Raw genomic sequence first — 24,300 nt, forward strand, 5'->3', positions numbered from 1 at the left:
TATGAGTTTAAAGAAATTAACTCAAGAAGATTTTGAAGAGAAGATTTTGAATAAAAGTGGTATAAAAATTGTGAAATTTACAGCAGAGTGGTGTTATCCGTGTAAAGTGATTGAACCACATTTAGTTAAACTTGAAAAACTTTATAATGGAGAAGTTGAATTTTATGAAGTTGATGTTGAAGAAAATAGTTTTCTTGCATCGGAATATGATATAGTTAATCTACCAACACTCCTTGTTTTTAAAGATAAAAAAGTAATCGGTTCAATTGTTGGAGCGCTTTCTTTTGAATCTTTAAAAAAAGAGTTAAACGAAATTTTAAATAGAAATTAAATAGGGGTGGTAAAAACCACCCCATACTCTTTTGAAACTTAAAGATTCTCAAAAATCTTATTTTAAATTATCTTTTAACAACAATATGAATTGCTTCTCCTAATGGAACTTTAGTTGCTTCCATAATTGCTTCAGAAAGTGTTGGATGTGTGTGTATAGTATCAGAAATATCTTTAAGAGTTAACTTATTTTTAATCGCAAGCGCAACTTCTGCTATCATAACTGATGCATCAGGTCCCACAATTTGAGCACCTATTATCTCTTTTGTATCACTTTTTGCAACAACTTTTACAATTCCATCTGTTGAATTCATTGAAACTGCTTTTCCGTTTGCAATAAAAGGAAATTCACCAGTTATAACATCAATACCATTTTCTTTTGCTTCTTCTTCTGTTATACCAACAGATGCAATTTCTGGTGTTGTAAATATTGCCCATGGCACAACTCTATAATCCATCTTTGTATCATATCCTACAATAATTTCTGCAACAACTTCACCCTCTTTCATTGCTTTATGTGCAAGAAGTAATCCACCAACAACATCACCAATTGCATAATGATGATCAACATTTGTCTTTAAGTATTCATTTACAACAATTTTTCCTTTATCAGTTTGAATACCCACTTTTTCAAGACCAATATTATCTGAGTTAAGTTTTCTTCCAATTGAAACAAGAACTTTTTCAGTTTCAAGAATTTCACCGTTTCCTAAAGTAAGATACACTCTGTTATCTTTTATATCAATATTTTCAATTTTAACTCCTAATTTAAAGTTTATCCCTCTCTTTTCATAAATTCTTTTAATAAGGTTTGCGATTTTTTTATCCTTCAAAGTTGGAACAACATTTTCCATCATTTCGACAACAGTTACTTTTGTACCAAATGAATTAAAAAATGTTGCAAATTCCATACCTATAGCTCCAGCACCAACAATTACCATTTCTTTTGGATATTCAGTTAACTCAAGCGCATCATCTGATGTGAGTACATTAATGTGATCAATTTTAAATGCAGGAATCAAAAGAGGTTCTGATCCTGTTGCAATAATTATATCTTTACCTTCAAATCTCTCTTTCCCTTGTGAGGTTTCAACTTCAACAATGTTTCCATCAACAAGATAACCTCTTCCATATTTTATTTCAACCTTTCTTGATTTTAAAAGGTATTCAACTCCTAAGACAAGTTTTTTGATTACATTATCTTTCCATGTTTTTATACCCTTTGGATCATAAGAGACATTATCTATATTAATGCCAAAAATTTTTGATTCTTTTGACTCTCTATAAATCTCAGATGCTTTTAAAATTGCTTTTGTTGGTATACAACCACGATTAAGACATGTTCCACCCAAAATTTTGTTTTCAACTATTAATACTCTTTTTCCCAAATCTCCAAGTCTTATTGCTGCTACATATCCTGCAGAACCTGCACCTAAAATAATTACATCAAACTTTTCCATCTCTTCCTTTCCTCCATAATATATTTATTTTAATGTTAACAAAAATTAAATTAACTTGAAATCTTTTATATTTTCTAAAATCTGGTAAAATTGAAGAAAATGGAAAATTTAGGAGGTATATATAATGGCTGACGAAAAAGAGAAGATGCTAAATATAACTATATCAGATATAGAAAAAAGATTTGGAAAGGGCTCCATAATGAAACTTGGAGAAAAAAGGGAGCTCCTTGATACTGAAGTTATATCTTCAGGAATATTAACTCTCGATATTGCACTTGGTGTTGGAGGATATCCAAGAGGAAGAATTATTGAAATTTTTGGACAAGAAGGAAGTGGAAAATCAACAGTTGCACTTGAAGCAGTAGCAGAGGTTCAAAGACAAGGTGGTTATGCAGTTTACATTGATGCAGAACATGCTCTTGATCCAGCATATGCTGAGGCAATTGGTGTAGATTTAGCAAAATTATATATTTCTCAACCAGATTATGCTGAACAGGCGCTTGAAATTGCAGAAACTTTAGCAAGAAGTGGAGCAATTGATATTCTTGTTATTGATTCTGTGGCAGCCCTTGTACCTAAAACAGAATTAGAAGGAGAAATTGGAGATCAATATATGGCGCTTCAAGCACGCCTTATGTCTCAAACTTTAAGAAGATTAAACACAGCAATATCAAAATCAAAAACTGTTGCAATTTTTGTGAATCAAGTTAGAGAAAAAGTTGGAATTATGTTTGGTAATCCTGAAGTTACACCAGGAGGAAGAGCACTAAAATTTTATTCAACAATAAGAATTGAAATAAGAAAAGGAGATTCAATAAAAGAAGGAGAAACAATTATTGGAACCTCAGTTAAAGCAAAGGTTGTGAAAAATAAGGTTGCTCCACCATATAAAGAGGCTTATTTTGATATAATTTATGGGAAAGGCGTGCTTAAAAGTGGATGTATATTTGATGCTGCAACTGAACTTGGAATAATAGAAAAGAGTGGAACTTGGTATTCTTATAAAGGAGAAAGAATTGCTCAAGGAAGAAAGAATGTTTTAGAATTTTTTGAAAAGAACCCACAAATTTTGAAAGATATAGAAAAAGAGGTAAGAAAGAAAGTTTTTCCAGAAGAAGAAAAACTTAATAAAGAAGAAAATAAATAAAATTGAATAAAGAACTACTTAACTATTCCCTTAAACTTTTAGGGAATAGGGATTATTTTGAAATAGAGTTAAAGATGAAATTAATAAATTGTGGATATAATGAAAAAGAGATTGATGAGGTAATTGAATATCTTAAAGATAGAAATTTTATAAATGATTTCTCTCTTATAGAGAGAAAAATTAATTTTTATCAAAGAAAAGGCTGGGGTGAATTTAAAATATACAAATATTTAATAAATTTAGGTCTAAATAAAAATTTTGTTGAAGAAAGCATAAAAAAATTTTTAGATTTATCACTTGAAAAAGAAAACATTAAGAAATTTTCTCAAAGAAAAGATGATTTTGAAAAAAAAGTAAATTATCTTATAAACAAAGGTTTCAGAGAATCTTTAATTTTTGAAGTTCTAAAAAAGAAGGAGGATGAGATATGAATTTATCATTAATTGCATATGAAGTTTTAATAATATTAGTTTTTCTCTTAGGAGGGTTAGTTGGTTTTTACATAAGAAGATATGTTGCTGAAAGTAAAATTGGTGGAGCAGAAAAAGAGGCGCAGAGAATTAAAGAGATGGCAGTTCAGGATGCTGAATCAAGATCAAAAGAGATAATTTCAAAAGCAAGAGAAGAGGCAGTTAGAATAAGAAACGAAACTGAAAAAGAACTAAAATTAAGGAAGCAAGAAATACAAAAACTTGAAGCAAAACTAATTCAAAGAGAGGAGATTATTGAAAAGAAACTTGAATCTATTGATAGAAGAGAAAAAACAGTTGCTCAAAAAGAAGAAGAAGTTAGAAAAATGAGAGAAGCGCTCGCAAGACAATATGAAAAACATAAACAGGAACTTTTACGTATAGCAAATTTAACAGAAGAAGAAGCAAAAAGAGAACTAATGGAAAAACTTGAAAAGGAACTGAGTTTAGAAATTAGTAAAAAAATAAAAGAATATGAAGATAAATTAAAAGAAATGGAAAAAATTAAGGCTCAAGAGATAATTTCAACTGCAATACAAAGAACTGCAGTAGATTTTGTTGCTGAATCAACAATTACTGTTGTGCCACTTCCTAATGATGAAATTAAAGGAAGAATAATTGGAAGAGAGGGAAGAAACATAAGAACATTTGAATCATTAACTGAAACAGAATTAATAATAGATGATACACCTGAAGCAGTTGTAATTTCATCATTTGATCCAATTAGAAGAGAAATTGCGAGATTAACACTTGAGAAACTTATTCTTGATGGAAGAATTCATCCTTCCAGAATTGAAGAGTTGTATGAAAAAGCAAAGCAAGAGATGGGAGAGAAAATTTTAGAGGAAGGAGAAAAAGCCCTTTTAGAATTAAATATTGTTGATATGCATAAAGATTTAGTTAAATTAATTGGTAAATTAAAATTTAGAACAAGTTTTGGTCAAAATGTTTTGAAACACTCAGTTGAAGTTGCATATCTTGCAGGTATAATTGCAAGCGAACTTCAAATGGATGTTCAAAAGGCTAAAAGGGCTGGCCTTCTCCACGATATTGGTAAAGCGCTTGATAAAGAGGTTGAAGGGCCTCATGCTCAAATTGGAGCAGAACTTTTAAGAAAATATGGTGAAGATGAAGAGATAATTCATGCAATTCAAGCACACCACTATGATATTCCACTTGAAAGACCACTTGATTTTATAATTCAAGCAGCAGATGCAATTTCTGCTTCACGCCCAGGAGTTAGAAATGAATCAATAGAGCAATATATAAAGAGAATTGAAGAGTTAGAAAGAATTGCTTCATCTTTTGAGGGAGTTGAAAAAGCATATGCTCTTCAAGCAGGTAGAGAAGTTAGAGTTTTTGTTAAACCAGATTCAATTGATGACTCTCTTCTTCCAAAGTTAGCATATGATATTGCAAAAAAGATTGAAAATGAGGTTGTTTATCCAGGTCAAATAAAAGTTTTAGTTGTAAGAGAGAGTAAAGCACTGGGATATGCTAAATGAGAATACTATTTATTGGTGATATAGTTGGAGAATCAGGAAGGAGGGTCCTTGGTTTGACCCTCCAAAAAATTATAAATAAAGAAAAAATAGATCTTGTTATTGCTAATGTTGAAAATTTATCTGGAGGTTTTGGTGTAACTTTGGAAAAGTTTGAGGAGATTTTAAAATTTGGAGTGAATGTTGCAACAAGTGGAAACCACATATGGGATAATAAAGAGTATAAACTTGTATTCGAAAAATACCCCAATATAATTTTAAGACCACTTAATTATCCTGATGGTACACCAGGAAAAGGGAGTACTGTAATTGATGTTAATGGAGAGAAGGTTTTGATTATAAATATTCAGGGAAGAACATTTATGGAGCCAATTGATTGTCCATTTAGAAAAATAGATGAAGAATTAAAAAAATTTAATGATATAATAATTAAAATAGTTGATTTTCATGCTGAGGCTACAAGTGAAAAGAGGGCAATGCTTCATTTTCTTTCTGGTAGAGTATCCGCTTTAATTGGTACTCATACTCATGTTCAAACTTCAGATGAAGAGATTTTACCTACTGGAACATCTTATATAACTGATGTCGGAATGACTGGAAGTTTTGATTCAGTTATTGGAATTGAAAAAGAGGCAGCAATTCACCACTTTATTACAAAACTACCCACAAGATTTAAAGTTGCAAAAGGGGATCTTAGATTAAATTCACTTTTACTTGAAATTAATGAAAAAAATGGTAAAACATTAATGATAAAAAGATATAACATAAACCTTGGAAAAGAGGGGGCATAAGATGGAGAAAAGACTTTTAGAACTTAAAAAAAGGATCAAAGAGGACGAACTCTTAAGGTCCGTTAATTTATTCTTTTCATTAAACAATACAACAGTATACCTTGTTGGAGGTTATATTAGAGATTTGCTTTTAGGGAAAGAGAGTAGTGATATAGATATTATTGTAGACGCTCCAACAAGCACTGTTAAGGCTCTTGCACATTTTTTAAATGCAAGTGTATTTTATTTGAGAAAAAGAGAAATTTATGCAAGAGTTATGATAATGAGGGAGGGTAGAAGGATTGATGTATCCTTCATAAATGAAGAAAATTTAAAAGAAGAGTTAGAAAGAAGAGATTTTACAATAAATTCAATGGCTGTTAATCTTACAAAAATTTTTAAAGATGAAGAGGATTTCTTTATTGATCATTTTAATGGATTAAAAGATCTTGAAAATAAAATTATAAAACAAACTAATTCCAATATTTTTGAAGAAGATCCAATAAGAGTTTTAAGAGCGTTTAGATTTAAACATGCATTAGGTTTTGAAATTGAAAAGGATACTCTCAAAAATCTTCAAGCAAATAAATCTCTTTTAGATAGAGTTTCTCCTGAAAGATTAAGAGAAGAGTTTTTTAGAATTCTTTTGATGGATAATCAAATTCTATATGATTTAAATGAGAGTGGTGTATTAAAAGAGTTGTTCCCAAATATAAATTTTGAATTTGTTGATATGGCTTTAACCAATCTTGATGATTCTGTTAAAAACCCAGATAAATATTTTAAACAAGAAGAGGTAAGAGAAGTTTACACAAATTTCTGGAATGAACCAGTTGGGAAAGAGGTGTTTCATATTCAAACATTTAAACTTGCGCTACTTTGCTTTAGTGAAGAGACTCCTGCTCTTTTTGTTAGAAAGAAATTTAATGCATCTCTTAGAACATGTACAAAGGTACAAAATATAATTTTTGCATTTAAATATTTGAAAAATAGTTTTGATGAAGGACAAGACATCCTATCAGTTGATTTTATTGGAACATTCTTTAGAACATACAAAAAAGAAACAATAGAAGCCTATATGTTACTTACATTTTACTATAAGGGTTTAAAGAAATTTCCAAGAAAAGAAGTTCTTGATTTTGTTGGTTTATTTGTAAAGAATAGATTTAAATCACTTGTAATCTCTGGTAATGAAATTGTAAAAGAATATGGTTTAACACCATCACCATTTGTTGGAGATCTTTTAATGTATCTTAAAGCGCATCAAATTCTTGAAAAAATAAAAACAAAAGAGGATGCTAAAGCACTTATAGATAAATATCTAAAAAGAGAAGAGTGATTAACTTTCATATAAAAACTTTTGGTTGTCAGATGAATGAGTACACTTCACTCTATTTATATTCCCTTTTGTCTTCAAAAGGTGTGGAAAGTGATGTTAAAACTGCTGATTATATCATTGTTAATACATGTGCTGTAAGAGAAAAAGTAAAACACAAGATTTATTCTTACATTGGTAAGGTAAATAAAATAAAAAAGAAAGACGCAAAACTTATTGTTATAGGTTGTCTTGGTGAAATATATAAAGATGAGATTAAGAATAAATTTAATCCATATATTGTTGGTCTTTATGATAAAGAGGAAGAACTTTTAGAGATTGCAAAAAGTATCGAGGTTGATGTAAGTAGAAAAAGTTTACCCCTTGTCTCAAGATATTTACCAATTATTTTTGGATGTAATCACTTCTGTTCATATTGTATTGTTCCTTTTGCAAGAGGATTCGAAAAGAGTAAACCACTGGAAGTTGTTTTAAAAGAGGCTGAAGAAATTTATAATGAAGGAGCAAGAGAAATAGTTCTTGTTGGACAGAATGTTAATGATTATGGAAAAGACCTTGGAATTCAGGACGGTTTTATAAAAGTAATTAAAGAGGTTTCAAAAATTCCTCTTGAAAGAATAAGTTTTTTAACCTCTCACCCCAAAAATTTCAAATTAGAGTGGATTGAAGAGTTATGCGAAGTTAAAAATTTACTCCATCTTTTTCATCTACCACTTCAAAGTGGATCAAATAAAGTATTAAAATTAATGAGAAGGGGATATACAATTGAAGATTACATTAAAATAGTTGAAAAAATAAGAAGTCTTTTTAAAGATGCATCTATTACAACTGATCTTCTTGTTGGCTTTCCTGGAGAAAGTGACGAAGATTTTCTTTTAACAATTGATGCAGTTAAAAAGATTGAATTTGATAGAGCATATATGTTTAGTTATTCAAAAAGACCAAAAACTTTTTCAGAAAAGTTTGAGTGCGAGATTCCAGAAAGTGAAAAATTAAGAAGACTCAACTATCTAATAAAAATTCAAGATGAGATAACTCTTAAAAAATATAGTGAATTCATTGGAAAAGAGGTTGAAGTTTTAATTGAAAATTTAAAAGAGGGTAAAGGAATTGGAAAAGAGAAGGGTGGAAGAGTAACAATTGTTGAAGGAGTAAAGGAGAGCGATTTAGGAAAGATTGTAAAAGTAAAAGTAGAAAGAGTAAACATAAGAGAACTTTTTGGGAAGAGAATTTAGATGAAAATTTTTCCAATAGCTGGAGAGACACTTGGTGTAAGAAGTACATCTGTCTTTGTGCAAACTGAAAATTTAAAAATTCTAATTGATCCTGGTTTTTCAATTCCACAAATAAAAAATCTCTTTCCTCCAACTCCCTATGAATTTAGAGCAGCAGATAAAATAAAAAAAATTCTTAAAGAAAAAGCAATGGAGTGTGATTTAATAATTATAACTCACTATCATATGGATCACTTTTCATATTATGAAGATTTTTATAAAAATAAAATTGTTTTTATAAAAGATCCAGAAAATTATATAAGTGAAAATCAAAAAGAGAGAGCAAAAAAATTATTAAATATTCTTGAAAAAAACTCAAAGAATTTTCATATTGCTAATGGAGAAATAAATTTTGGAAAAACAAAGATAAAATTTTCAAAGATATTTCCACATGGAGTAGATGAGAAAATGGGAGGAGTTATTTCAGTTTTAATTGATGATGGAGAAAAATTGATTTATTCATCTGATATATCAGGTTTCTCAAGTGAAAATTCAGAGAGTTTTGTTATTGATGAAAAACCAGATATTTTAATTTTTGATGGCCCTGTAAGTGAAGTTCTTGATAAAGCAATTAAAAGCACAGAAAAAATATTAAATGAGACAAATATTAAAATATTTATAATGGAGCACCATCCATATAGAGATTTAGATTATAAAGAAAAACTAAAAGAATACTTTTCAATTTTTGAAAAAAGGGGGTTAACTCTTTTAAACTATGCTTTATTTTTGAATAAAGAAGAGATGCTTCTTGAAGGAGAAAGAGAACTCTTTTATGAAAAACCTTTTAGATTTAATAAACCTTTATGGTGAAAAAGAAGTTATTTTAAAAATCTTAAAACTCAATTTATCAAGAAAGAAAAAATGGGAATTAATTAAAAGTGATTTAATACATAAAGAAATCAATAGTTCTTCTTTTGACAAAGAAGAAAAAGAGTTGGAGTTTTATAACAAAAGGGGAATTAACTTTATAACTTTTCTTGATGAAAATTATCCTGAACCTCTCAAAAATATTTATGATCCACCAATAGCACTTTTTTATAAAGGTAAATTAAAAAAAGATTTTATTGGAGTTAGTATTGTTGGAACAAGAAGATGTAGTGATTATGGAAGGTTTGTAAGTGAAGAGTTGTCATCTTATCTTGTGAAATATGGGGTAGTTGTTATAAGTGGTCTTGCTTATGGAATTGATACATATGCACACATAGGAGCCTTAAAAGGTGGAGGAGAAACATATGCAGTTTTAGGAAGTGGGTTAAATATTATTTATCCATCAAAAAATTTGACTCTTTCTAAAAAAATTGAAGAGAATGGAGCATTAATTTCTGAATATTTTCCAGATGAAAAACCAAGGGATTATCATTTTCCAGAGAGAAATAGAATAATTGCAGGTCTATCTAAAGCAGTTGTTCTTGTTGAGGCGCCTATAAAAAGTGGTGCACTGATTACAGTTGATTTTGCAATTGACTTTGGAAGAGAGGTCTTTTCTGTTCCAGGTCAAATAAATAGCGAAAAATCAGAAGGATGTCATAAGATAATAAAAGATGGTGCTAATATTTTATGTAAATATTCTGATATTCTTGAGTTATTAAATATAAAACCAAAAGACACTCCTCTTCCAATTTTAGATGAAGATGAAAAAAGAGTTTTGGAAAAAGTTCCTTATACAATAACATATATTGATGATATAATTGAATCTTCGAAAGATCTTTCTATTCTTGTTTCTCTTGAAAGTAAAGGGTTAATTCAGAGTTTTCCTGGAAATTTTTATATAAGAAAAAGAATAAGATGATAGATAAAATTCTCGATATTTTAATACTTGAAAGAAAAAGAAAATTTGACAATAAATCTGTAATTGGCGGGTTTAATTCATTTTTATTAAATAATATTTCACATCTTGAATTATATGGAATTGATATAAAAAAATTAAAAAAACTTTTAAATGAATATCAAGAGGAAAATTTAGAAAAAAGAAAAAAAATTTATTGGAATATATTTAATGAAATTATAGACTCTATTTTTAAATTAAGAGAAATAGACCTTGATAAGATTCCTCAAATTGGAGAAAAAAGAAAGGAGATTTTAAATAAATTAGGAATTTATAACTCATATGACCTTATTTATTATTTTCCGAGAAAGTACATTGATTTTGGAAAACTTACAAAAATTGTTAATGTAAAAAATGGTGAGTATGCACAAGTTCAAGGAGAAGTTTTGTCAATTGAGAAAAAAAATATAAGAAGCAATCTTTCAATATTAAAAGTTAAATTTTTTGATGGAACTTCAAGTTTATATGGAGTATGGTTTAATCAACCTTATCTTGAAAAATTTTTCAGAAAAGGAAAAAAGTTTTTACTTATGGGCGAAGTTTCATATAATTTTGGTGAATGGCAAATTGAAAACCCTGATTTTGAAGAGATAGAGAGTTTTAAAGATGATTCAAAAGAAAAAATAGTCCCAATATATTCCCAAACAAAAGGACTTACTTCTAAAATTATTTCAAATTGTATAAATGAAGCAATTAAATTAACAGAAAAATTTATATTTGATCCACTTCCAAAAGAGATAATTAAAAAAAGAGAACTTGTACCTTTAAACTTTGCATTAAAAAATATTCACTTTCCTCTTTCAAAGGAGAGTCTAAAAAAGAGTGAGTTTAGATTGAAATATGAAGAACTCTTCCTTTTTCAACTTTTCCTTCAAGTAAGAAAAATGAAGATAAAAGAGAAATTGGGGATGAAATATGAAGTAAAAGAGAGTGATAGAGAAAAATTTATATCTTCACTCCCTTTTAAACTTACAAAAGGACAATTGAAAGTTATAGATGAAATTGAAAGAGATTTAAAAAGTGGGAAGGTAATGAATCGTCTTTTACATGGAGAAGTTGGAAGTGGAAAAACAGTAGTTGCTGCATATTCACTCTATCTTTCTGTTTTAAATAAAACACAAGGAGCAATGATGTCTCCAACAGAAATTCTTGCAATTCAAACTTATAATAATGTTAAAAAATTTTTATCTCCTTTTAATATAAGAGTTGAACTTTTAACCGGAAGCACAAAAAATAAAGACGAAATTAAAAAAAGATTGAAAGAGGGTGAAATAGATATAATTATAGGAACTCATGCTTTAATAGAGGAGGATATTGAATTTAAGAATCTATCTCTTGTTATAGTTGATGAACAACATAGATTTGGTGTTTTGCAGAGAGGTGAGTTAATTAAAAAAGGTCGTTTTCCTCATACACTTGTTTTATCTGCAACTCCAATTCCAAGAACACTTGCACTTACTCTTTATGGAGATCTAGATATATCAACAATAGATGAGCTTCCTCCAGGTAGAAAGCCAGTGAAAACAATTGTGTTTCCAAAAGAAGAAAAAGAAAAAGCATATGAATTTGTAAGAGAAAAATTAAGAGATGGAGAAAAAATTTATGTTGTTTGTCCTTTAATTGAGGAGAGTGAAAAATTAGAGATTTCATCTGTTAAAGAGAAATATGAAGAGTTTAAAGAAATATTTAGAGGAGTAAAAATTGATATTTTACATGGAAGAATGAGGGGAGATGAAAAGGAAGCGAAGATTAAAAATTTTAGAGAGGGTGACACACAAATATTAATTTCAACAAGTGTTATTGAAGTTGGAATTGATGTTCCTGAAGCAAATATTATTCTTGTTGAAGATGCACAAAGATTTGGTCTTTTAACTTTACATCAATTAAGGGGAAGAGTTGGAAGAGGAGATAAGGAGTCATACTGTCTTTTAATTCTTTCAAATTATGATAAAGATTCTCTAAGAAGAGTTAGAGTTTTAGAAAGAACTAATTCTGGTCTTGAAATTTCAGAATGGGATCTAAAATTTAGAGGAACTGGAGAACTTGGTGGAGAAAAACAACATGGAGTTTCAGAGTTTAAAATTGTAAATCTTTTAAGTGAAGAAGATTTTGAGATTTTAAAAATTGCGAGAGAAGATGTTGAGTCTTTTATTAAAAATTATTCACTACTCGATTATCCATATTTATTAAAAGAGTTATCTTTGAGATTCAAAGATTTTAAATTACTTGATATATCATGAGGATAACATCTGGAGTGTTAAGGGGAAGAAAAATTTTAGAGGTTAATGACAGAAGAGTAAGAGAAACTCTTGATATTGTAAGAGAATCACTTTTTAATTCATTAAGAGGACATATTGAAAATAAAGTTTTTTATGATCTATTTGCTGGCTCTGGGGCAGTTGGAATAGAGGCTTTGTCTTGTGGAGCAAGTTTTGCTGTATTTGTAGACAACAATTTTAAATCAATTAAAACAATAATTGAAAATCTTAAGAGTTTAAATTTGATAGATAAAGCAAAAGTTATAAAAAAAGATGTTTTAAGATTTTTAAAAGGAGAAAAAGGTTCTCTTCCTAAAGGAGATTTTATTTTTCTTGATCCACCATATGAATTTGGGCTTGGTGAAAGAGCACTTGAAATAATTTCAATTAGTAATATCATTAAAGATGAAACAATAATAATTTATGAACACTCTAAAAGAGAAAGTTTAAAAACAAGTTTTGAAATAGTAAAAAGTTTGAAAATTGGAGAAACTATTTTAGATTTTTTAATAATAAGGAGAGGAAGCACGAATGGATAAGGAAAAAGGAAAAATTGCGGTTTATCCTGGTAGTTTTGATCCCCCTACTTTGGGACATCTTGATTTAATAAAAAGAGCATCTAAAATTTTTGATAAATTAATTGTTTTGGTTTCAGATAGCAAAAACAAAAATTATATGTTTTCAAAAGAAGAGAGATTTTTAATGGTTAAAGAGATGGTGGAACAGATTGAAAATGTTGAAGTTCAAATGTTGAATGGCCTTTTAATTGATTATCTTAAAGCAAATAAAATAAAATTTGTAATTAGAGGCTTAAGAATTACATCTGACTTTGATTATGAGTTTCAAATGTCTTCATTTAATAAAGTTCTCTATCCTGAAATTGAAACAATTTATATAATGAGTGATAGTAAATATACACTTTTATCTTCAAGTTTAGTTAGAGAATTAATTTTAAATAATGGAGATATAAGCAAATTTGTACCAGAATCTGTTGTAAAATTTATTAAAAGTAGAGGGGTAAAATGAACATATTAGGTTTGTTAAGTAATTTAAAATCTTTAATCGAAAAAGGGAAACCTGTCCCTTTTTCAAATATGGTGATGGTAGATGAGAAAAAACTTTTGTCAATTATTGAAGAGATTGAAAAAAATTTTCCTTCTGAATTTGAAAAGGCAAGAGAGATTTTAAGAAATAAAGAGAGTATTATATCTGAAGCGAGAGAAAGGGCAAAAAAAATAATTGAAAATGCTGAAAATGATAAGAAAAGATTGATTTATGAGTCAGAAATAGTTCTTGAGGCAAAAGAAGAGGCTGAAAGACTTCTTAAAGAGGCAAGAGAGGAAGCAGAAAGAATTAAGAATGAGGGTAAGGAGTTTGTAAAAGAACTCTTGTCAAAAGTTGATAACTACCTTCTTAAGGCAAGAAACATAATTAATGATGGTATAAACGCATTATCGGAGGAAGATTAAATGATAAGTGTAAGAGATCTAAAGAGAGAAACAGGTCTTAAAAAAAAGGTTTCTCTCGAACTTACTTTTAATGAAATTGAAGGTTTTAAAATTTTGTCTCCGGTTCTTGTTGATATAGAAATAGAAAATATTGGTATGGGATTTACTGTAAAAGGAAATTTTGAAGTGACTGTTGAACTACAATGCAGAAGATGTCTTAAATTTTTTCCATATAAACTTGTTGCAGAAATTGACGAAATTTATACAACAAAAAGAGAAGAGATTCAACCAAAAAAGTTGTTAAATCGTGATGAACTCTCAACATTTTTGTTTAATGGAGAGGAGATAAATATTAAAGAAGCAATAAGGCAAAACATAATTGTTTTAATCCCTCCATATCCACTTTGCAAAGATGATTGTAAAGGTTTGTGTCCAATTTGTGGTAAAGATTTAAACGAAGGATTTTGTGAGCACATTGAATTTCTTGAAAAAGAAGATATTGAGGAAAACCCATTCTATAAACTTTATTTAAAACTTTATGAAGATAATAAAAAGCGTTCTCACGGAAATAAAAAAAAGAAAATTTGAATTATTCAAATTTTTCTTAAGATTTTTCATCTCTTTTTTAATTGGAGGAATTATTGTATATTTTGTTTTCATTTTTATAAAAAATTCATCTTATGTAAATAAAGATTTATTTAAAAATATTTTTGATGAAATAAAAAAGCATCTTGAAACCTATTTTCTTCCTTATACTCAAAAAGGAATTTTTGGGAGAATTTTCTTTATATTTTTAAACAATTTTAGAGTTGTTGTTGTGGCTGGCATATTAAGTTTTATTACTTTTGGAATCTTTTCAGAAATTGTTGCATATATAAATGGATTTTTAGTTGGTGCTGTTGTATTCTCTCTTCCTTTAATATTTGAGAAGGCAAATCCTATTTCAGTTTTTTTATTTGGCATAGCGCCTCATGGAATTTTTGAAATTTTTGCTTTTCTTCTCTCTTTGACTTTTGCTCACTCTCTCTCACCTACTAAAGATGGAATAAAATCTATTGATTTGTATTTAAAATCATATATTATTGTAATTCCTCTTCTTTTTATTGCATCAATAATAGAGGTTACTTTTACGCCTTTTCTTTTATCATTGTTTTTACTTAAAAATATTTAAAATTTATTACCAACCAGGATTTATATTCCCTTCTTTCTCAATAAATGGAAGCCAAACAAGAGAGAAAAATCTTATATTTATCTCTGTTTTTGATGGTTTTAAAATAATTTTCTCAAAACTCTCTTTTGATGGATCTAATCGTTCTTCAATTTTTTGAATCTCTATCTGAAACTCTTTTTCGAGTTCCTTTAATTCACTTTCATATTTTTGAACTGTCTCCTCTGCTCTCTTTATATCTTCCTCTTCTTTCATTATTCTTGTTGCATCCCTTGCTGCAGTTGTTGCTCTTCCTATATTTCCAACTCCTGTGATTTTTCTACCAAGTATTGCGCCAAGAATTGTTGCACCAAATGAAATTGTAGTTTGTAGTTTTCTCTGCTGAAGTTGATCCTTTTCTCTATCAAGAATTTGTAATGCTTTTCTATATTTTTCTTCTATTGACTTTAACTTTTCTTCATAATTTTTGATTATCTTCTCTTTTTCTTCTTCTCTTTTATCTCTTGATAATTCAACAAGTCTTATTTTAAATTCACTTTCACTTTCATTTGGTTTTGAGTAAATTTTATAGGTTGGACTTTTATAAATTTCAAGATTTATATTATTCCTTATATGATTTATAAACTCTTTTTTCCAAGTATCATAATTTTTTGGATTAAAAGCTTGTTTAGGTAAGTTTTCAAAAAAGGCTTCTGATTCTGGTTTTGAAGAGAGTTCATTTAAGTTAATATTTAATTCAAATGAATTTGAAAAATCAACTGGAATTGGTGCGTCTTTTATTTCTGCTGCCAGAATTTTTTCAACATTATAATCTAATCCCTTTTTTGAGTCACTAAAATTAACAATTGCACTTCCTAAAACGAAGGGTTTATAAATTAATTTAGATGATTCTGAGATTATTTTTTTTAGAGTTTAAAAAATATTGAGTTATTGTTGGTGGAACAATAGGAATTTCTTTTTTAATCTCCTCTTTTTGAATTACATTTTTTATTTCAAAAGGCATTTTATACTCTTTTTTGGTTTCAAAAGCACCCTCTTTTATTTTAGAGGACATTAAAATTTTTATGTGATCTTTTGTCAAAGGCCCTCTTAAATATGATAAAACATGTCTTGTTTCAAAAATAATTGGTTCATTTTCATGAATATTATTCATAATAAAAATTCTTTTTCCTAAAGAAGATATAACTTTATCAAAAAACTTTCTATCAAATTTTAAATTTATATTTTGCGATGCAATGTCTAAACCTTCTAAAACTTTTTCCTTGTCTCTTTCTGTCTGGAGTCTTCCAATAAACCATGTACCAATGTTTGATAAACCTTTATAATCAATATCAACTGGATTTTGTGTTGAAAGGAGAATTCCAACTCCAAAAGCACGTGCCTGTTTTAAAAGAGTAAGAAGAGGCTTTTTTGATGGAGGATTTGCAATTGGTGGAAAGTATCCAAAAATTTCATCCATATATATTAATGCTCTTAAATGATTTGTTCCAGATAAAGTTCTTACCCATGAGAGTATTTCATTAAATAAAAGCGAGACAAAAAACATTCTCTCTTTCTCATTTAAATGTGCTAAATAAAAAATAGAAATTCTTGGTTTTCCATTTTCTGAATAAAGTATCTTATTTATTTCAAGTGGAACTCCTTCAAACCATAGATTAAAAGATGGAGATGCAATAAGATTGTTTAATGCAAGAGATAAGTTGTATCTTTCTTTTGATGGATAAAAATTTTCAATATCCATAACTCCAATTTTTTTAATAACTGGATTTTGAATTTCATGAATAAGTGTTTCTATGGATAAACTTTTATTTTCTTTCCAATAATTTTCTATTAATTTTGAAATTAAAATGTGATCTCTTGATTTTAATGGATCTCCTTCTATTCCAATCAAACTTAATAAACTTGATGTTATCGAAAAAATTTTATCACTTAAAAGCTCCTCATCCTCCAAAATTTCTTTTGGAGGAGATGCAAAAGATTTTAATATTGAGACTGGAATCCCTGCTTTGCTTCCAGGAGTAAAAATAACAATGTCAACAGATTCTTTTAATTTTTTAATTCTCTCTTTACTTTGACCCCATTTTTTAATTCCTTCTTCCCAAATTTTAGAAACCTCTTTTGCATACTCTTCTTTTGTTAATCCTTTTTTTGCAGCTTCTTCTTCATTTATCCATGGCAAAAATTCTTCAGGTGACAAATTTTCAAAAAGTAGAGCAATATTTGCAAGATCGCCTTTTGGATCAATTAGAATAGATGGTATATTATCAATAGCTGCCTCTTCTAAAATTCCAATACACAAACCAGTTTTCCCGCTTCCAGTCATTCCAATGCAAATACCATGTGTTAAAAGATCTTTGGAATCATACAATATTATTTCATCGAATACCTCATTTTTTTCTATGTCATACTTTTTCCCAAGATAAAAATATCCTAATTTTTCAAAATCAACCACTATTTCACCTCCTTTTAATTATAATTATAAAGCATTGTAAAAATGATTTTTATTTAATATAATTTTAATGGTTAATTTTCTCTTTAAAAAAAGGAGGGATTTATGAGCAAAATCCTTGTAACAGGAGCAACAGGACAAATTGGTTCAGAACTTACTTTATATTTAAGAGAAATTTTTGGAAGTGAAAATGTCATTGCAGCGGGTCATAAGAGAGAGCCAAGCAAAGAATTAAAAGAGTCAGGACCATTTATTTTTTTAGATACACAAAATTATGAAGATATTGAGAGAGTGGTAAAAAATTTTCAGATAGACACAATTTATCACTTATCAGCAATTTTATCAGCAAAAGGAGAAGAATCGCCAATGTCATGTTGGAATGTTAATATGAATTCTCTTATTAATGTTCTTGAAATTGGAAGAAATTATAAATGTAAAATTTTTTATCCATCATCTATTGCTGTATTTGGTCCTTCATCTCCTAAGGAAAACACACCACAAGAAACAATAATTAGACCAACAACTATGTATGGAATTACTAAACTTACTGGAGAATTGTTATGTGAATATTATTATAATAAATATGGAGTTGATACAAGAGGAGTTAGATACCCTGGACTCATTTCATATGTTACACCACCTGGGGGAGGGACAACAGATTATGCAGTTGAAATTTTTTATGAAGCAATAAAAAATAAGAGATATAAATGTTTCCTTAAGGAAGATACATATCTTCCTATGATGTATATGCCAGATGCAATAAAAGCAGCAGTTGATTTAATGGAGGCAGATTCAAAAAAATTGATTCATAGAGCATCTTATAATATTCAAAGTATGAGTTTTTCTCCAAAAGAACTATATTTAGAAATAAAAAAATATATCCCTGAATTTGAAATTGAATATGAGATTAATCCTATTAAACAATGTATTGCTGATTCATGGCCTAAATCTATTGATTCAACATGTGCAAAAGAAGAGTGGGGTTTTAATCCAAAGTATTCTTTTCAAGATATGGTGAAGGATATGATTGAAAAATTAACCAAAAAACTTTTAGGAGGTGATTATGCCATTAAATAAATTAAAAAAGTCTTTGGAAGAGAAAATAAAAGAGATTGATGAAAAGGGAATAGTTAAAAGGAAAGAGAGTATAATTCAAGATATTAAAAAGTGTGATGGGGTTAAAGGAAATAGATATATTTTAAAAGGAGAAGAGGATAAAGAATATATCAGAATGAACTCAAATTCATATCTTGCACTTCATCTAAATGAAAGAGTTAAACAAAAGGAAGAGGAAGCAATTAAAAAATTTGGTGTTGGGCCAGGAGCAGTAAGATTTATAAGTGGAACATATGAACCTCATAAAGTACTTGAAGAAAAAGTTGCAAGATTTCATTCAAGGGAAGACGCGATAATTTTTAGTTCTGCATATGGTTGTGTTGTTGGAACTCTATTTTCTCTTATAGATGAAGAGACTTATGTTATAAGTGATGAGTTGAATCATAATTGTATAATAAATGGAATAAGATTATCTAAGCCAAAAGATAAAGATATTTATAAACATTTAGATTATAAAGAGTGCGAAGAAAAAATAAAAGAGAAAATTGGAAAAGCAAAAAAAGTTTTAATAATTACTGACGGAGTTTTTAGTATGAGAGGAGACTACGCTCCACTTGATAAACTACAAGAAATAGCAAATAAATATGATAAAGATTTTGATGAAGGCGTAATTCTTATTGTAGATGATTCTCATGGAGTTGGAATTTTTGGAGAGAGTGGCAGAGGAACTGAGGAGGTGCTTAATACAAAAGTTGATATATTAATTGGAACTTTTGGAAAAGCATTTGGAGTAAATGGTGGATATCTTGTATCAGATAAAATTATTGTTGACTATTTAAGAGAAAAAGCACCTTTTTATATTTATACAAATCCAATAACTCCAGGAGAAGCAAATGCAATAATTGAATCAATAAATATAATTGATAGCGAAGAAGGAAAAGGAATGATAAGATATGTTAGAGAACTTGCAAAAAAATTTAGAGATGGAATAGTTTCTCTTGGACTTGAAACAACTATAAGTGAACATCCTATTGTTCCTCTTATAATAAGAGACACAGAAAAAACGAAAAATCTTGTTAAATATTTAAGGGAAAACGGAGTTTTATCTACTGGTTTAAACTATCCAATAGTTCCAAAAGGAGAAGAATTAATTAGATTTCAAGTAACTTATGAGCATACAGAATATGATATAAATTATGTTTTAGGAGTTATAAAAAACTTCTTCCAAAAATAAAAATTATTTTTATGATTTTAATTTACATTTTAATTTCAACTATAATTGTTAGTTTAATCTCTTTAATTGGTATATTTTTTATAAATAAAAAAATTGAATATTTGGAAAAAACAAGTTTTTATCTTGTAAGTTTTTCAACTGGTGCCTTACTTACTGGTGCAATTCTTCATCTTATTCCTGAATCTCTTAATGAAAACACAAATTCTATTTACTCAATTGTTTTTGGAATTTTTCTATTTTTCATCCTTGAAACATTTTTAAAATGGAGACATTGCCATGAATTTGGTTGTGAAGAACACACTTTTATACCAATCAATTTACTTGGTGATTCTCTTCATAATTTTATCGATGGAGTTATAATTTCTTCAAGTTATCTTGTTAATTTTAAACTTGGAATAATTTCGACTCTTAACATTATTTTTCACGAAGTGCCTCAAGAGTTAGGAGATTATGGAGTTTTAATTTTTGGTGGACTTACGCCAAAAAGGGCTCTTAAACTAAACTTTATTGTTGCTTTGACATCAATTTTAGGAGGAGTTTTTGGATTTTATTTGTTAGAAAAATTTGAGGATTTAATTCCATATGTTATAGGTTTAACTGCTGGAAATTTTTTATATCTTTCACTTACAGATTTAATTCCTGAACTTCATAAAAAGGTTTCTATAAAAAATAATATTGAAAAAACTGTATTTATTTTAATTGGTATATTAATTATGATTTTATTTAAAATTTTCTTTGAATAGTTTTTTAGATTGAAGATATTTTATAAACTCAAATGTTATTGCAGGAAGGAAAGAGAAGGGGAAATATTCAAAAAAGATAGGTTTTAGAGGAGTTAAAGAAAAAACTTTATCAAAAATTGGAACATAAATTATTAAAAGAGATAAAGCAATAGAAATAAAAACAGAATAATTTAAAAATTTATTATTAAATATATTTTTTAATTTTATAGGTTTAAATTCAGTTTTATTTGCATATGCTCTTATTAATTCAGCAATTATTAAAGTTATAAGTGCCCCTGTTTGTGCTTGTTCCAAAGTTCCACCACTTTTTAAAATATTTATAAAAGTAAAAAGCGTAATAAGAGCCTCAACAAGAGCACTTGCTAAAATTCCAATTAAATTACCCCTATTTAAAATTTTTTCATTTGGTTTTCTTGGTGGTAAATCCATAATCCCCTCCTCTTCTGGTTCAACACCAAGAGCAAGAGCAGGAAATGCATCTGAGATTAAATTTAGATAAAGAAGATGAATTGGTTTAAAAGGAATTGGTAAATTCATAATTGTTGCAAATAGAATAATTAATACTTCACCAATATTACAACTCAATAGAAACATAACCACCTTTTTAATGTTTGAATATATTCTTCTTCCCTCTCTTATTGCCTCAACAATTGTTGCAAAATTATCATCTGTTAAAACGATATCTGATGCCTCTTTTGAAACATCAGTTCCAGTTATTCCCATTGCTATTCCAACATCTGCTTTTTTTAATGCTAATGCATCATTTATTCCATCGCCTGTTACAGCAACTTTTTCTCCCAGATTTTTTAACTCCTCTACAATTTTAAGTTTTGTATGAGGTGAAACTCTTGCAAAAACATTTTTCTTATTAATAATTTCAATTAAATTTTCTTCATTATTTAATTCTTTTTCATCAATTGCCTCATTATCATCATTAATTATTTTTAATTTTTTACCAATACTAATTGCTGTAATTTTATGGTCTCCTGTAACCATCTTTACTTTAATTCCTGCTCTTTTTGAGTTCTCTATTGCTTTATAAACCTCTTCTCTTGGAGAATCTTCCATAGCAATTAAACCTAAAAATATAAGATCTTTTTCATAATCTTCCCTCTTTTCATTTACCAATCTTTTATATGCAACACCTAAAACTCTTAATCCCTCTTTTCCCATCTTTTCATTTTCTATTAAAATATCATTAATAATTTCTTCTATTGGTTTAATTTCAATTCCATCATGATAAAATTCACATCTATTTAGTAAAATTTCAGGAGCACCTTTTGTAAAGACATATTTATTTTCTCCATCACTATTTATTGTTGACATAAGTTTTCTATCTGAATCAAACTGAATTTCATCAATTCTAATAAAGCGTTTCTCTAAATCTTCTTTTACAAAACCATTTTTAACTGCATGCTTTAAGAGAGCAACTTCTGTTGGATCACCAAAATCTCTTTCTCCCTCTTGAATTTTTGCATCATTACATAAAACAATTGCAAGATAAAAAAAATCTTTTGGACCTAAAATAACTTCTTTTACTACATTTAATTCATTTTTTGTAAGAGTTCCAGTTTTATCTGAAAGGATTGTTGTAACAGAACCAAGTGTTTCAACAGAAGAAAGATTTCTTACAATTGCTTTTTTTATTGCCATTGCTTTTACTCCAAGAGCAAGAACAATAGTTACTACTGCAGGAAGACCTTCTGGAACTGCAGCAACTGCAAGAGCGACTGCTGTCATAAATGAAGTTATAAATGGAAGTCCCCTTATAACTGATAAAACAAAAATTCCAAGACAAGCCAATAGAAATAGTTGTCCTAAACTTTTTCCAAGTTGATCAAGTTTTATTTCAAGAGGAGTTTTTTCTTCTTCAATCTCTTCAAGAATTTTTCCAATTTTTCCAATTTCAGTGTTAACCCCTGTTGCAAAAACCACACCCTTTCCTCTTCCATATACAACTGTTGACCCAGAAAATACAATATTTTTTCTATCATGTATAGGTAAATCATCTTTTTCAATTTCTTCTTGAGTTTTATCAACTGGAAATGATTCACCAGTTAAAAAGGCTTCCTCAACCCTTAAATTTTTTTGTTCTATAACTCTTAAATCTGCACCAACTTTATCTCCTGTTTCCAACACAACAATGTCTCCAGGGACAATTTCTCTTGTTTTTATTTGAATAATTTTTCCATCTCTTATAACTTTTGAAGTTGGTGAAGAAAGTTCTTTAAGTGCTTTTAAACTTTTTTCTGCATTTATCTCTTGATAAATTCCTATAAAAGCATTAATAATAACAATTGCAATTATTGCTAAACTATCAATTAATTCACCTAAAATTAAAGAGATTATGGCAGAAAAAATTAAAATTAAAACAAGAAAATTTTTAATCTGATAATACAACCTTACAAATATTGATTTTGGTTTTTTAGGTGGTATTTCATTAAATCCATAAATCTTAAGCCTCTCCTTTGCCTCTTCTTGTGATAAACCAAACTCAAAATCTGTTTTTAAAATTGATTTAATCTCTTCTTTTTTAAGTTTCCATATCTTTTCCAAAATAACCTCCGACTTTTAATATTTTATCAAATTTTTGGTATTATTAAATTTGATGAATATTTTATTAAAGATTTTAGTTTTATTTATTTTTTATATTTATGGTTCAATACCTTTTGGTCTTATTTTTGTTAAAAAGACAAAAGGGGTAGATATTAGGAAAGTTGGTAGTGGCAATATTGGTGCAACAAATGTTTTAAGAGTAGCAGGTTTTTCAGTTGCACTTTTCTCTGGTCTTTTTGATTTATCAAAAGGTCTAATACCAGTTCTTATATGTAAATATATTTTTCATTTTGAGCCAATTTTTCTATTTTTATCAGGTTTTTCTGGTGTTTTAGGACATGATTTTTCTATTTTTTTAAAATTTAAAGGTGGAAAAGGTATAGCATCTTCTCTCGGAATGATTATTGGCTTGAACCCAGTTGTTGCAATGATCGAAATTTTTATTTTTATAATAACCTTAATAGTTAAAAGAATTGTTTCAATTTCATCAATTGTTTCTCTTATTACACTTCCATTTGTTTTCCTTATTTTTAAAAATTTTGAATACTCAACTCTCTCAATTTTATTATCAATTTTAGGAATTTTAAGACACAAAGATAATATCGAAAGAATTATTTTTGGAGTAGAGTCAAAATTTGGTGAAAAAGAGAAAATAAGAGAGACAAAAATATTTAGTGCTGATTTTGAAAATATTGATGAAATAAAAAAATTTCTTGAAAATGGTGGAATTGGAATAATTCCAACTGATACAGTTTATGGATTGTGTTGTAATGCTTTGAATAAAGATGCAATAAAAAGAGTATATAAAATTAAAAAAAGAGATCTTAGTAAACCCCTTGTTCTTTTTGTGAAAGATGAAAAAGAAATTGAAAGATATGGAGTTGTTGATGAATCAAGTAGAAAAATAATAGAAAAGTTTATTCCAGGAGAAACAACAATTGTTTTAAAGAAAAAAGATCCAAATTTTTCAATTTCATTAAAAAAATTTGATACTTTAGGATTTAGAATCCCAAAGAGCGAATTTATTATAAATCTCTTGAAATCCCTTGATTTTCCACTTGCCACAACAAGTGCAAATATTTCAGGTGAAAAAACACCAACAAATTTAGATGGTTTAAAAAGAATTTTTAATGGAGTTGTTGATTTTATTGTAGATGGAGGAGAGTTAGGAGGAGTTCCATCAACTGTTGTTGAAGTTGTTGATGGAAATATAAATGTTTTAAGAGAAGGAAAAATAAAAAAGGAAGAAATTATAAATATTTTAAAGGAGTGAG

Annotated in this window: 23 protein-coding genes; 19 read left to right on the top strand and 4 right to left on the bottom strand. The window is 28.2% G+C overall.

Annotation, left to right across the window (positions count from 1 at the left end):
* Position 1 precedes the first annotated feature (1 nt).
* Positions 2 to 331 (top strand): thioredoxin domain-containing protein, encoded by a 330-nt coding sequence (locus QMD25_01915; protein ID MDI6860757.1) that lies wholly within the window; start codon positions 2 to 4, stop codon positions 329 to 331.
* Positions 332 to 398: 67 nt separating this feature from the next.
* Here QMD25_01915 and lpdA read toward each other — a convergent pair whose 3' ends face one another.
* A complete protein-coding gene (lpdA, locus tag QMD25_01920) occupies positions 399 to 1,790 on the bottom strand; it encodes a dihydrolipoyl dehydrogenase (protein MDI6860758.1) in 1,392 nt (463 codons plus the stop codon).
* A gap of 124 nt (positions 1,791 to 1,914) precedes the next feature.
* On the opposite strand from lpdA, the gene recA reads away from it, so the two are divergent.
* From recA to QMD25_01990, 14 genes are all read left to right on the top strand, one after another.
* Positions 1,915 to 2,937 (top strand): recombinase RecA, encoded by a 1,023-nt coding sequence (gene recA / locus QMD25_01925; protein MDI6860759.1) that lies wholly within the window; start codon positions 1,915 to 1,917, stop codon positions 2,935 to 2,937.
* A gap of 74 nt (positions 2,938 to 3,011) precedes the next feature.
* Positions 3,012 to 3,368 carry a RecX family transcriptional regulator gene (locus QMD25_01930; GenBank protein MDI6860760.1) on the top strand — a complete coding sequence of 119 codons (357 nt, stop codon included), beginning with the start codon at positions 3,012 to 3,014 and terminating at the stop codon, positions 3,366 to 3,368.
* On the top strand, positions 3,365 to 4,912 hold the full coding sequence (gene rny / locus QMD25_01935; GenBank protein MDI6860761.1) for a ribonuclease Y: 1,548 nt from the start codon (positions 3,365 to 3,367) through the stop codon (positions 4,910 to 4,912). Before QMD25_01930 ends, rny begins: the two co-directional genes overlap by 4 nt.
* Positions 4,909 to 5,700, top strand: coding sequence for a TIGR00282 family metallophosphoesterase (locus tag QMD25_01940; GenBank protein MDI6860762.1), 792 nt, complete (start codon positions 4,909 to 4,911; stop codon positions 5,698 to 5,700). The genes rny and QMD25_01940 overlap by 4 nt, the downstream gene beginning before the upstream one ends.
* Position 5,701: 1 nt before the next feature.
* Positions 5,702 to 7,018 carry a hypothetical protein gene (locus QMD25_01945; GenBank protein ID MDI6860763.1) on the top strand — a complete coding sequence of 439 codons (1,317 nt, stop codon included), beginning with the start codon at positions 5,702 to 5,704 and terminating at the stop codon, positions 7,016 to 7,018.
* On the top strand, positions 7,015 to 8,250 hold the full coding sequence (miaB, locus tag QMD25_01950) for a tRNA (N6-isopentenyl adenosine(37)-C2)-methylthiotransferase MiaB (protein ID MDI6860764.1): 1,236 nt from the start codon (positions 7,015 to 7,017) through the stop codon (positions 8,248 to 8,250). Before QMD25_01945 ends, miaB begins: the two co-directional genes overlap by 4 nt.
* Positions 8,251 to 9,099, top strand: coding sequence for an MBL fold metallo-hydrolase (locus tag QMD25_01955; protein MDI6860765.1), 849 nt, complete (start codon positions 8,251 to 8,253; stop codon positions 9,097 to 9,099). It begins immediately after the preceding gene.
* Positions 9,062 to 10,078: a DNA-processing protein DprA gene (gene dprA, locus QMD25_01960; GenBank protein MDI6860766.1), complete on the top strand. Its 1,017-nt coding sequence runs from the start codon at positions 9,062 to 9,064 to the stop codon at positions 10,076 to 10,078. The genes QMD25_01955 and dprA overlap by 38 nt, the downstream gene beginning before the upstream one ends.
* Positions 10,075 to 12,354 carry an ATP-dependent DNA helicase RecG gene (gene recG, locus QMD25_01965; GenBank protein MDI6860767.1) on the top strand — a complete coding sequence of 760 codons (2,280 nt, stop codon included), beginning with the start codon at positions 10,075 to 10,077 and terminating at the stop codon, positions 12,352 to 12,354. The genes dprA and recG overlap by 4 nt, the downstream gene beginning before the upstream one ends.
* Complete coding sequence (rsmD, locus tag QMD25_01970; GenBank protein ID MDI6860768.1) at positions 12,351 to 12,911, top strand: 16S rRNA (guanine(966)-N(2))-methyltransferase RsmD; 561 nt, start codon at positions 12,351 to 12,353, stop codon at positions 12,909 to 12,911. The genes recG and rsmD overlap by 4 nt, the downstream gene beginning before the upstream one ends.
* On the top strand, positions 12,904 to 13,398 hold the full coding sequence (gene coaD / locus QMD25_01975; GenBank protein MDI6860769.1) for a pantetheine-phosphate adenylyltransferase: 495 nt from the start codon (positions 12,904 to 12,906) through the stop codon (positions 13,396 to 13,398). Before rsmD ends, coaD begins: the two co-directional genes overlap by 8 nt.
* Positions 13,395 to 13,841 (top strand): hypothetical protein, encoded by a 447-nt coding sequence (locus tag QMD25_01980; protein ID MDI6860770.1) that lies wholly within the window; start codon positions 13,395 to 13,397, stop codon positions 13,839 to 13,841. Before coaD ends, QMD25_01980 begins: the two co-directional genes overlap by 4 nt.
* Positions 13,842 to 14,408 (top strand): DUF177 domain-containing protein, encoded by a 567-nt coding sequence (locus QMD25_01985; GenBank protein ID MDI6860771.1) that lies wholly within the window; start codon positions 13,842 to 13,844, stop codon positions 14,406 to 14,408.
* Positions 14,359 to 14,991, top strand: a complete 633-nt coding sequence (locus QMD25_01990) for a stage II sporulation protein M (GenBank protein ID MDI6860772.1) — start codon at positions 14,359 to 14,361, stop codon at positions 14,989 to 14,991. The genes QMD25_01985 and QMD25_01990 overlap by 50 nt, the downstream gene beginning before the upstream one ends.
* A 6-nt stretch (positions 14,992 to 14,997) precedes the next feature.
* Here QMD25_01990 and QMD25_01995 read toward each other — a convergent pair whose 3' ends face one another.
* Positions 14,998 to 15,243, bottom strand: coding sequence for a hypothetical protein (locus QMD25_01995; GenBank protein ID MDI6860773.1), 246 nt, complete (start codon positions 15,241 to 15,243; stop codon positions 14,998 to 15,000).
* Positions 15,244 to 15,868: 625 nt separating this feature from the next.
* Positions 15,869 to 17,440 (bottom strand): DUF87 domain-containing protein, encoded by a 1,572-nt coding sequence (locus QMD25_02000; protein MDI6860774.1) that lies wholly within the window; start codon positions 17,438 to 17,440, stop codon positions 15,869 to 15,871.
* A 102-nt stretch (positions 17,441 to 17,542) separates the two neighbouring features.
* Here QMD25_02000 and QMD25_02005 point away from each other — a divergent pair, with 102 nt between their 5' ends.
* The 3 genes from QMD25_02005 to QMD25_02015 are packed head-to-tail and all read left to right on the top strand — an operon-like array spanning position 17,543 to position 20,470.
* Complete coding sequence (locus QMD25_02005) at positions 17,543 to 18,514, top strand: L-threonine 3-dehydrogenase (GenBank protein MDI6860775.1); 972 nt, start codon at positions 17,543 to 17,545, stop codon at positions 18,512 to 18,514.
* Complete coding sequence (locus tag QMD25_02010) at positions 18,501 to 19,727, top strand: aminotransferase class I/II-fold pyridoxal phosphate-dependent enzyme (GenBank protein MDI6860776.1); 1,227 nt, start codon at positions 18,501 to 18,503, stop codon at positions 19,725 to 19,727. Before QMD25_02005 ends, QMD25_02010 begins: the two co-directional genes overlap by 14 nt.
* Positions 19,728 to 19,738: 11 nt before the next feature.
* Complete coding sequence (locus tag QMD25_02015) at positions 19,739 to 20,470, top strand: ZIP family metal transporter (protein ID MDI6860777.1); 732 nt, start codon at positions 19,739 to 19,741, stop codon at positions 20,468 to 20,470.
* Here the strand turns inward: QMD25_02015 and QMD25_02020 are convergent.
* Entirely contained in the window at positions 20,447 to 23,026 is a 2,580-nt protein-coding gene (locus QMD25_02020) for a cation-translocating P-type ATPase (GenBank protein MDI6860778.1), read from the bottom strand. The two genes, QMD25_02015 and QMD25_02020, sit on opposite strands and share 24 nt — an antisense overlap.
* Before the next feature lie 52 nt (positions 23,027 to 23,078).
* On the opposite strand from QMD25_02020, the gene QMD25_02025 reads away from it, so the two are divergent.
* The gene (locus QMD25_02025) at positions 23,079 to 24,299 is read left to right on the top strand and encodes an L-threonylcarbamoyladenylate synthase (protein ID MDI6860779.1); all 1,221 of its coding nucleotides are present in this window, start codon (positions 23,079 to 23,081) and stop codon (positions 24,297 to 24,299) included.
* Position 24,300 lies beyond the last annotated feature (1 nt).

Source organism: Caldisericia bacterium, from assembly GCA_030018355.1.
Lineage (GTDB): Bacteria > Caldisericota > Caldisericia > B22-G15 > B22-G15 > JAAYUH01.

What these genes read in the sequence shown, in the direction of transcription:
- QMD25_01915 (MDI6860757.1), top strand. Translation starts at nt 2, where the DNA reads ATGAGTTTAAAGAAATTAACTCAAGAAGATTTTGAAGAGAAGATTTTG.
- lpdA (MDI6860758.1), bottom strand. Translation starts at nt 1,790, where the DNA reads ATGGAAAAGTTTGATGTAATTATTTTAGGTGCAGGTTCTGCAGGATAT.
- recA (MDI6860759.1), top strand. Translation starts at nt 1,915, where the DNA reads ATGGCTGACGAAAAAGAGAAGATGCTAAATATAACTATATCAGATATA.
- QMD25_01930 (MDI6860760.1), top strand. Translation starts at nt 3,012, where the DNA reads ATGAAATTAATAAATTGTGGATATAATGAAAAAGAGATTGATGAGGTA.
- rny (MDI6860761.1), top strand. Translation starts at nt 3,365, where the DNA reads ATGAATTTATCATTAATTGCATATGAAGTTTTAATAATATTAGTTTTT.
- QMD25_01940 (MDI6860762.1), top strand. Translation starts at nt 4,909, where the DNA reads ATGAGAATACTATTTATTGGTGATATAGTTGGAGAATCAGGAAGGAGG.
- QMD25_01945 (MDI6860763.1), top strand. Translation starts at nt 5,702, where the DNA reads ATGGAGAAAAGACTTTTAGAACTTAAAAAAAGGATCAAAGAGGACGAA.
- QMD25_01955 (MDI6860765.1), top strand. Translation starts at nt 8,251, where the DNA reads ATGAAAATTTTTCCAATAGCTGGAGAGACACTTGGTGTAAGAAGTACA.
- dprA (MDI6860766.1), top strand. Translation starts at nt 9,062, where the DNA reads ATGAAAAACCTTTTAGATTTAATAAACCTTTATGGTGAAAAAGAAGTT.
- recG (MDI6860767.1), top strand. Translation starts at nt 10,075, where the DNA reads ATGATAGATAAAATTCTCGATATTTTAATACTTGAAAGAAAAAGAAAA.
- rsmD (MDI6860768.1), top strand. Translation starts at nt 12,351, where the DNA reads ATGAGGATAACATCTGGAGTGTTAAGGGGAAGAAAAATTTTAGAGGTT.
- coaD (MDI6860769.1), top strand. Translation starts at nt 12,904, where the DNA reads ATGGATAAGGAAAAAGGAAAAATTGCGGTTTATCCTGGTAGTTTTGAT.
- QMD25_01980 (MDI6860770.1), top strand. Translation starts at nt 13,395, where the DNA reads ATGAACATATTAGGTTTGTTAAGTAATTTAAAATCTTTAATCGAAAAA.
- QMD25_01985 (MDI6860771.1), top strand. Translation starts at nt 13,842, where the DNA reads ATGATAAGTGTAAGAGATCTAAAGAGAGAAACAGGTCTTAAAAAAAAG.
- QMD25_01990 (MDI6860772.1), top strand. Translation starts at nt 14,359, where the DNA reads ATGAAGATAATAAAAAGCGTTCTCACGGAAATAAAAAAAAGAAAATTT.
- QMD25_01995 (MDI6860773.1), bottom strand. Translation starts at nt 15,243, where the DNA reads ATGAAAGAAGAGGAAGATATAAAGAGAGCAGAGGAGACAGTTCAAAAA.
- QMD25_02005 (MDI6860775.1), top strand. Translation starts at nt 17,543, where the DNA reads ATGAGCAAAATCCTTGTAACAGGAGCAACAGGACAAATTGGTTCAGAA.
- QMD25_02010 (MDI6860776.1), top strand. Translation starts at nt 18,501, where the DNA reads ATGCCATTAAATAAATTAAAAAAGTCTTTGGAAGAGAAAATAAAAGAG.
- QMD25_02015 (MDI6860777.1), top strand. Translation starts at nt 19,739, where the DNA reads ATGATTTTAATTTACATTTTAATTTCAACTATAATTGTTAGTTTAATC.
- QMD25_02025 (MDI6860779.1), top strand. Translation starts at nt 23,079, where the DNA reads ATGAATATTTTATTAAAGATTTTAGTTTTATTTATTTTTTATATTTAT.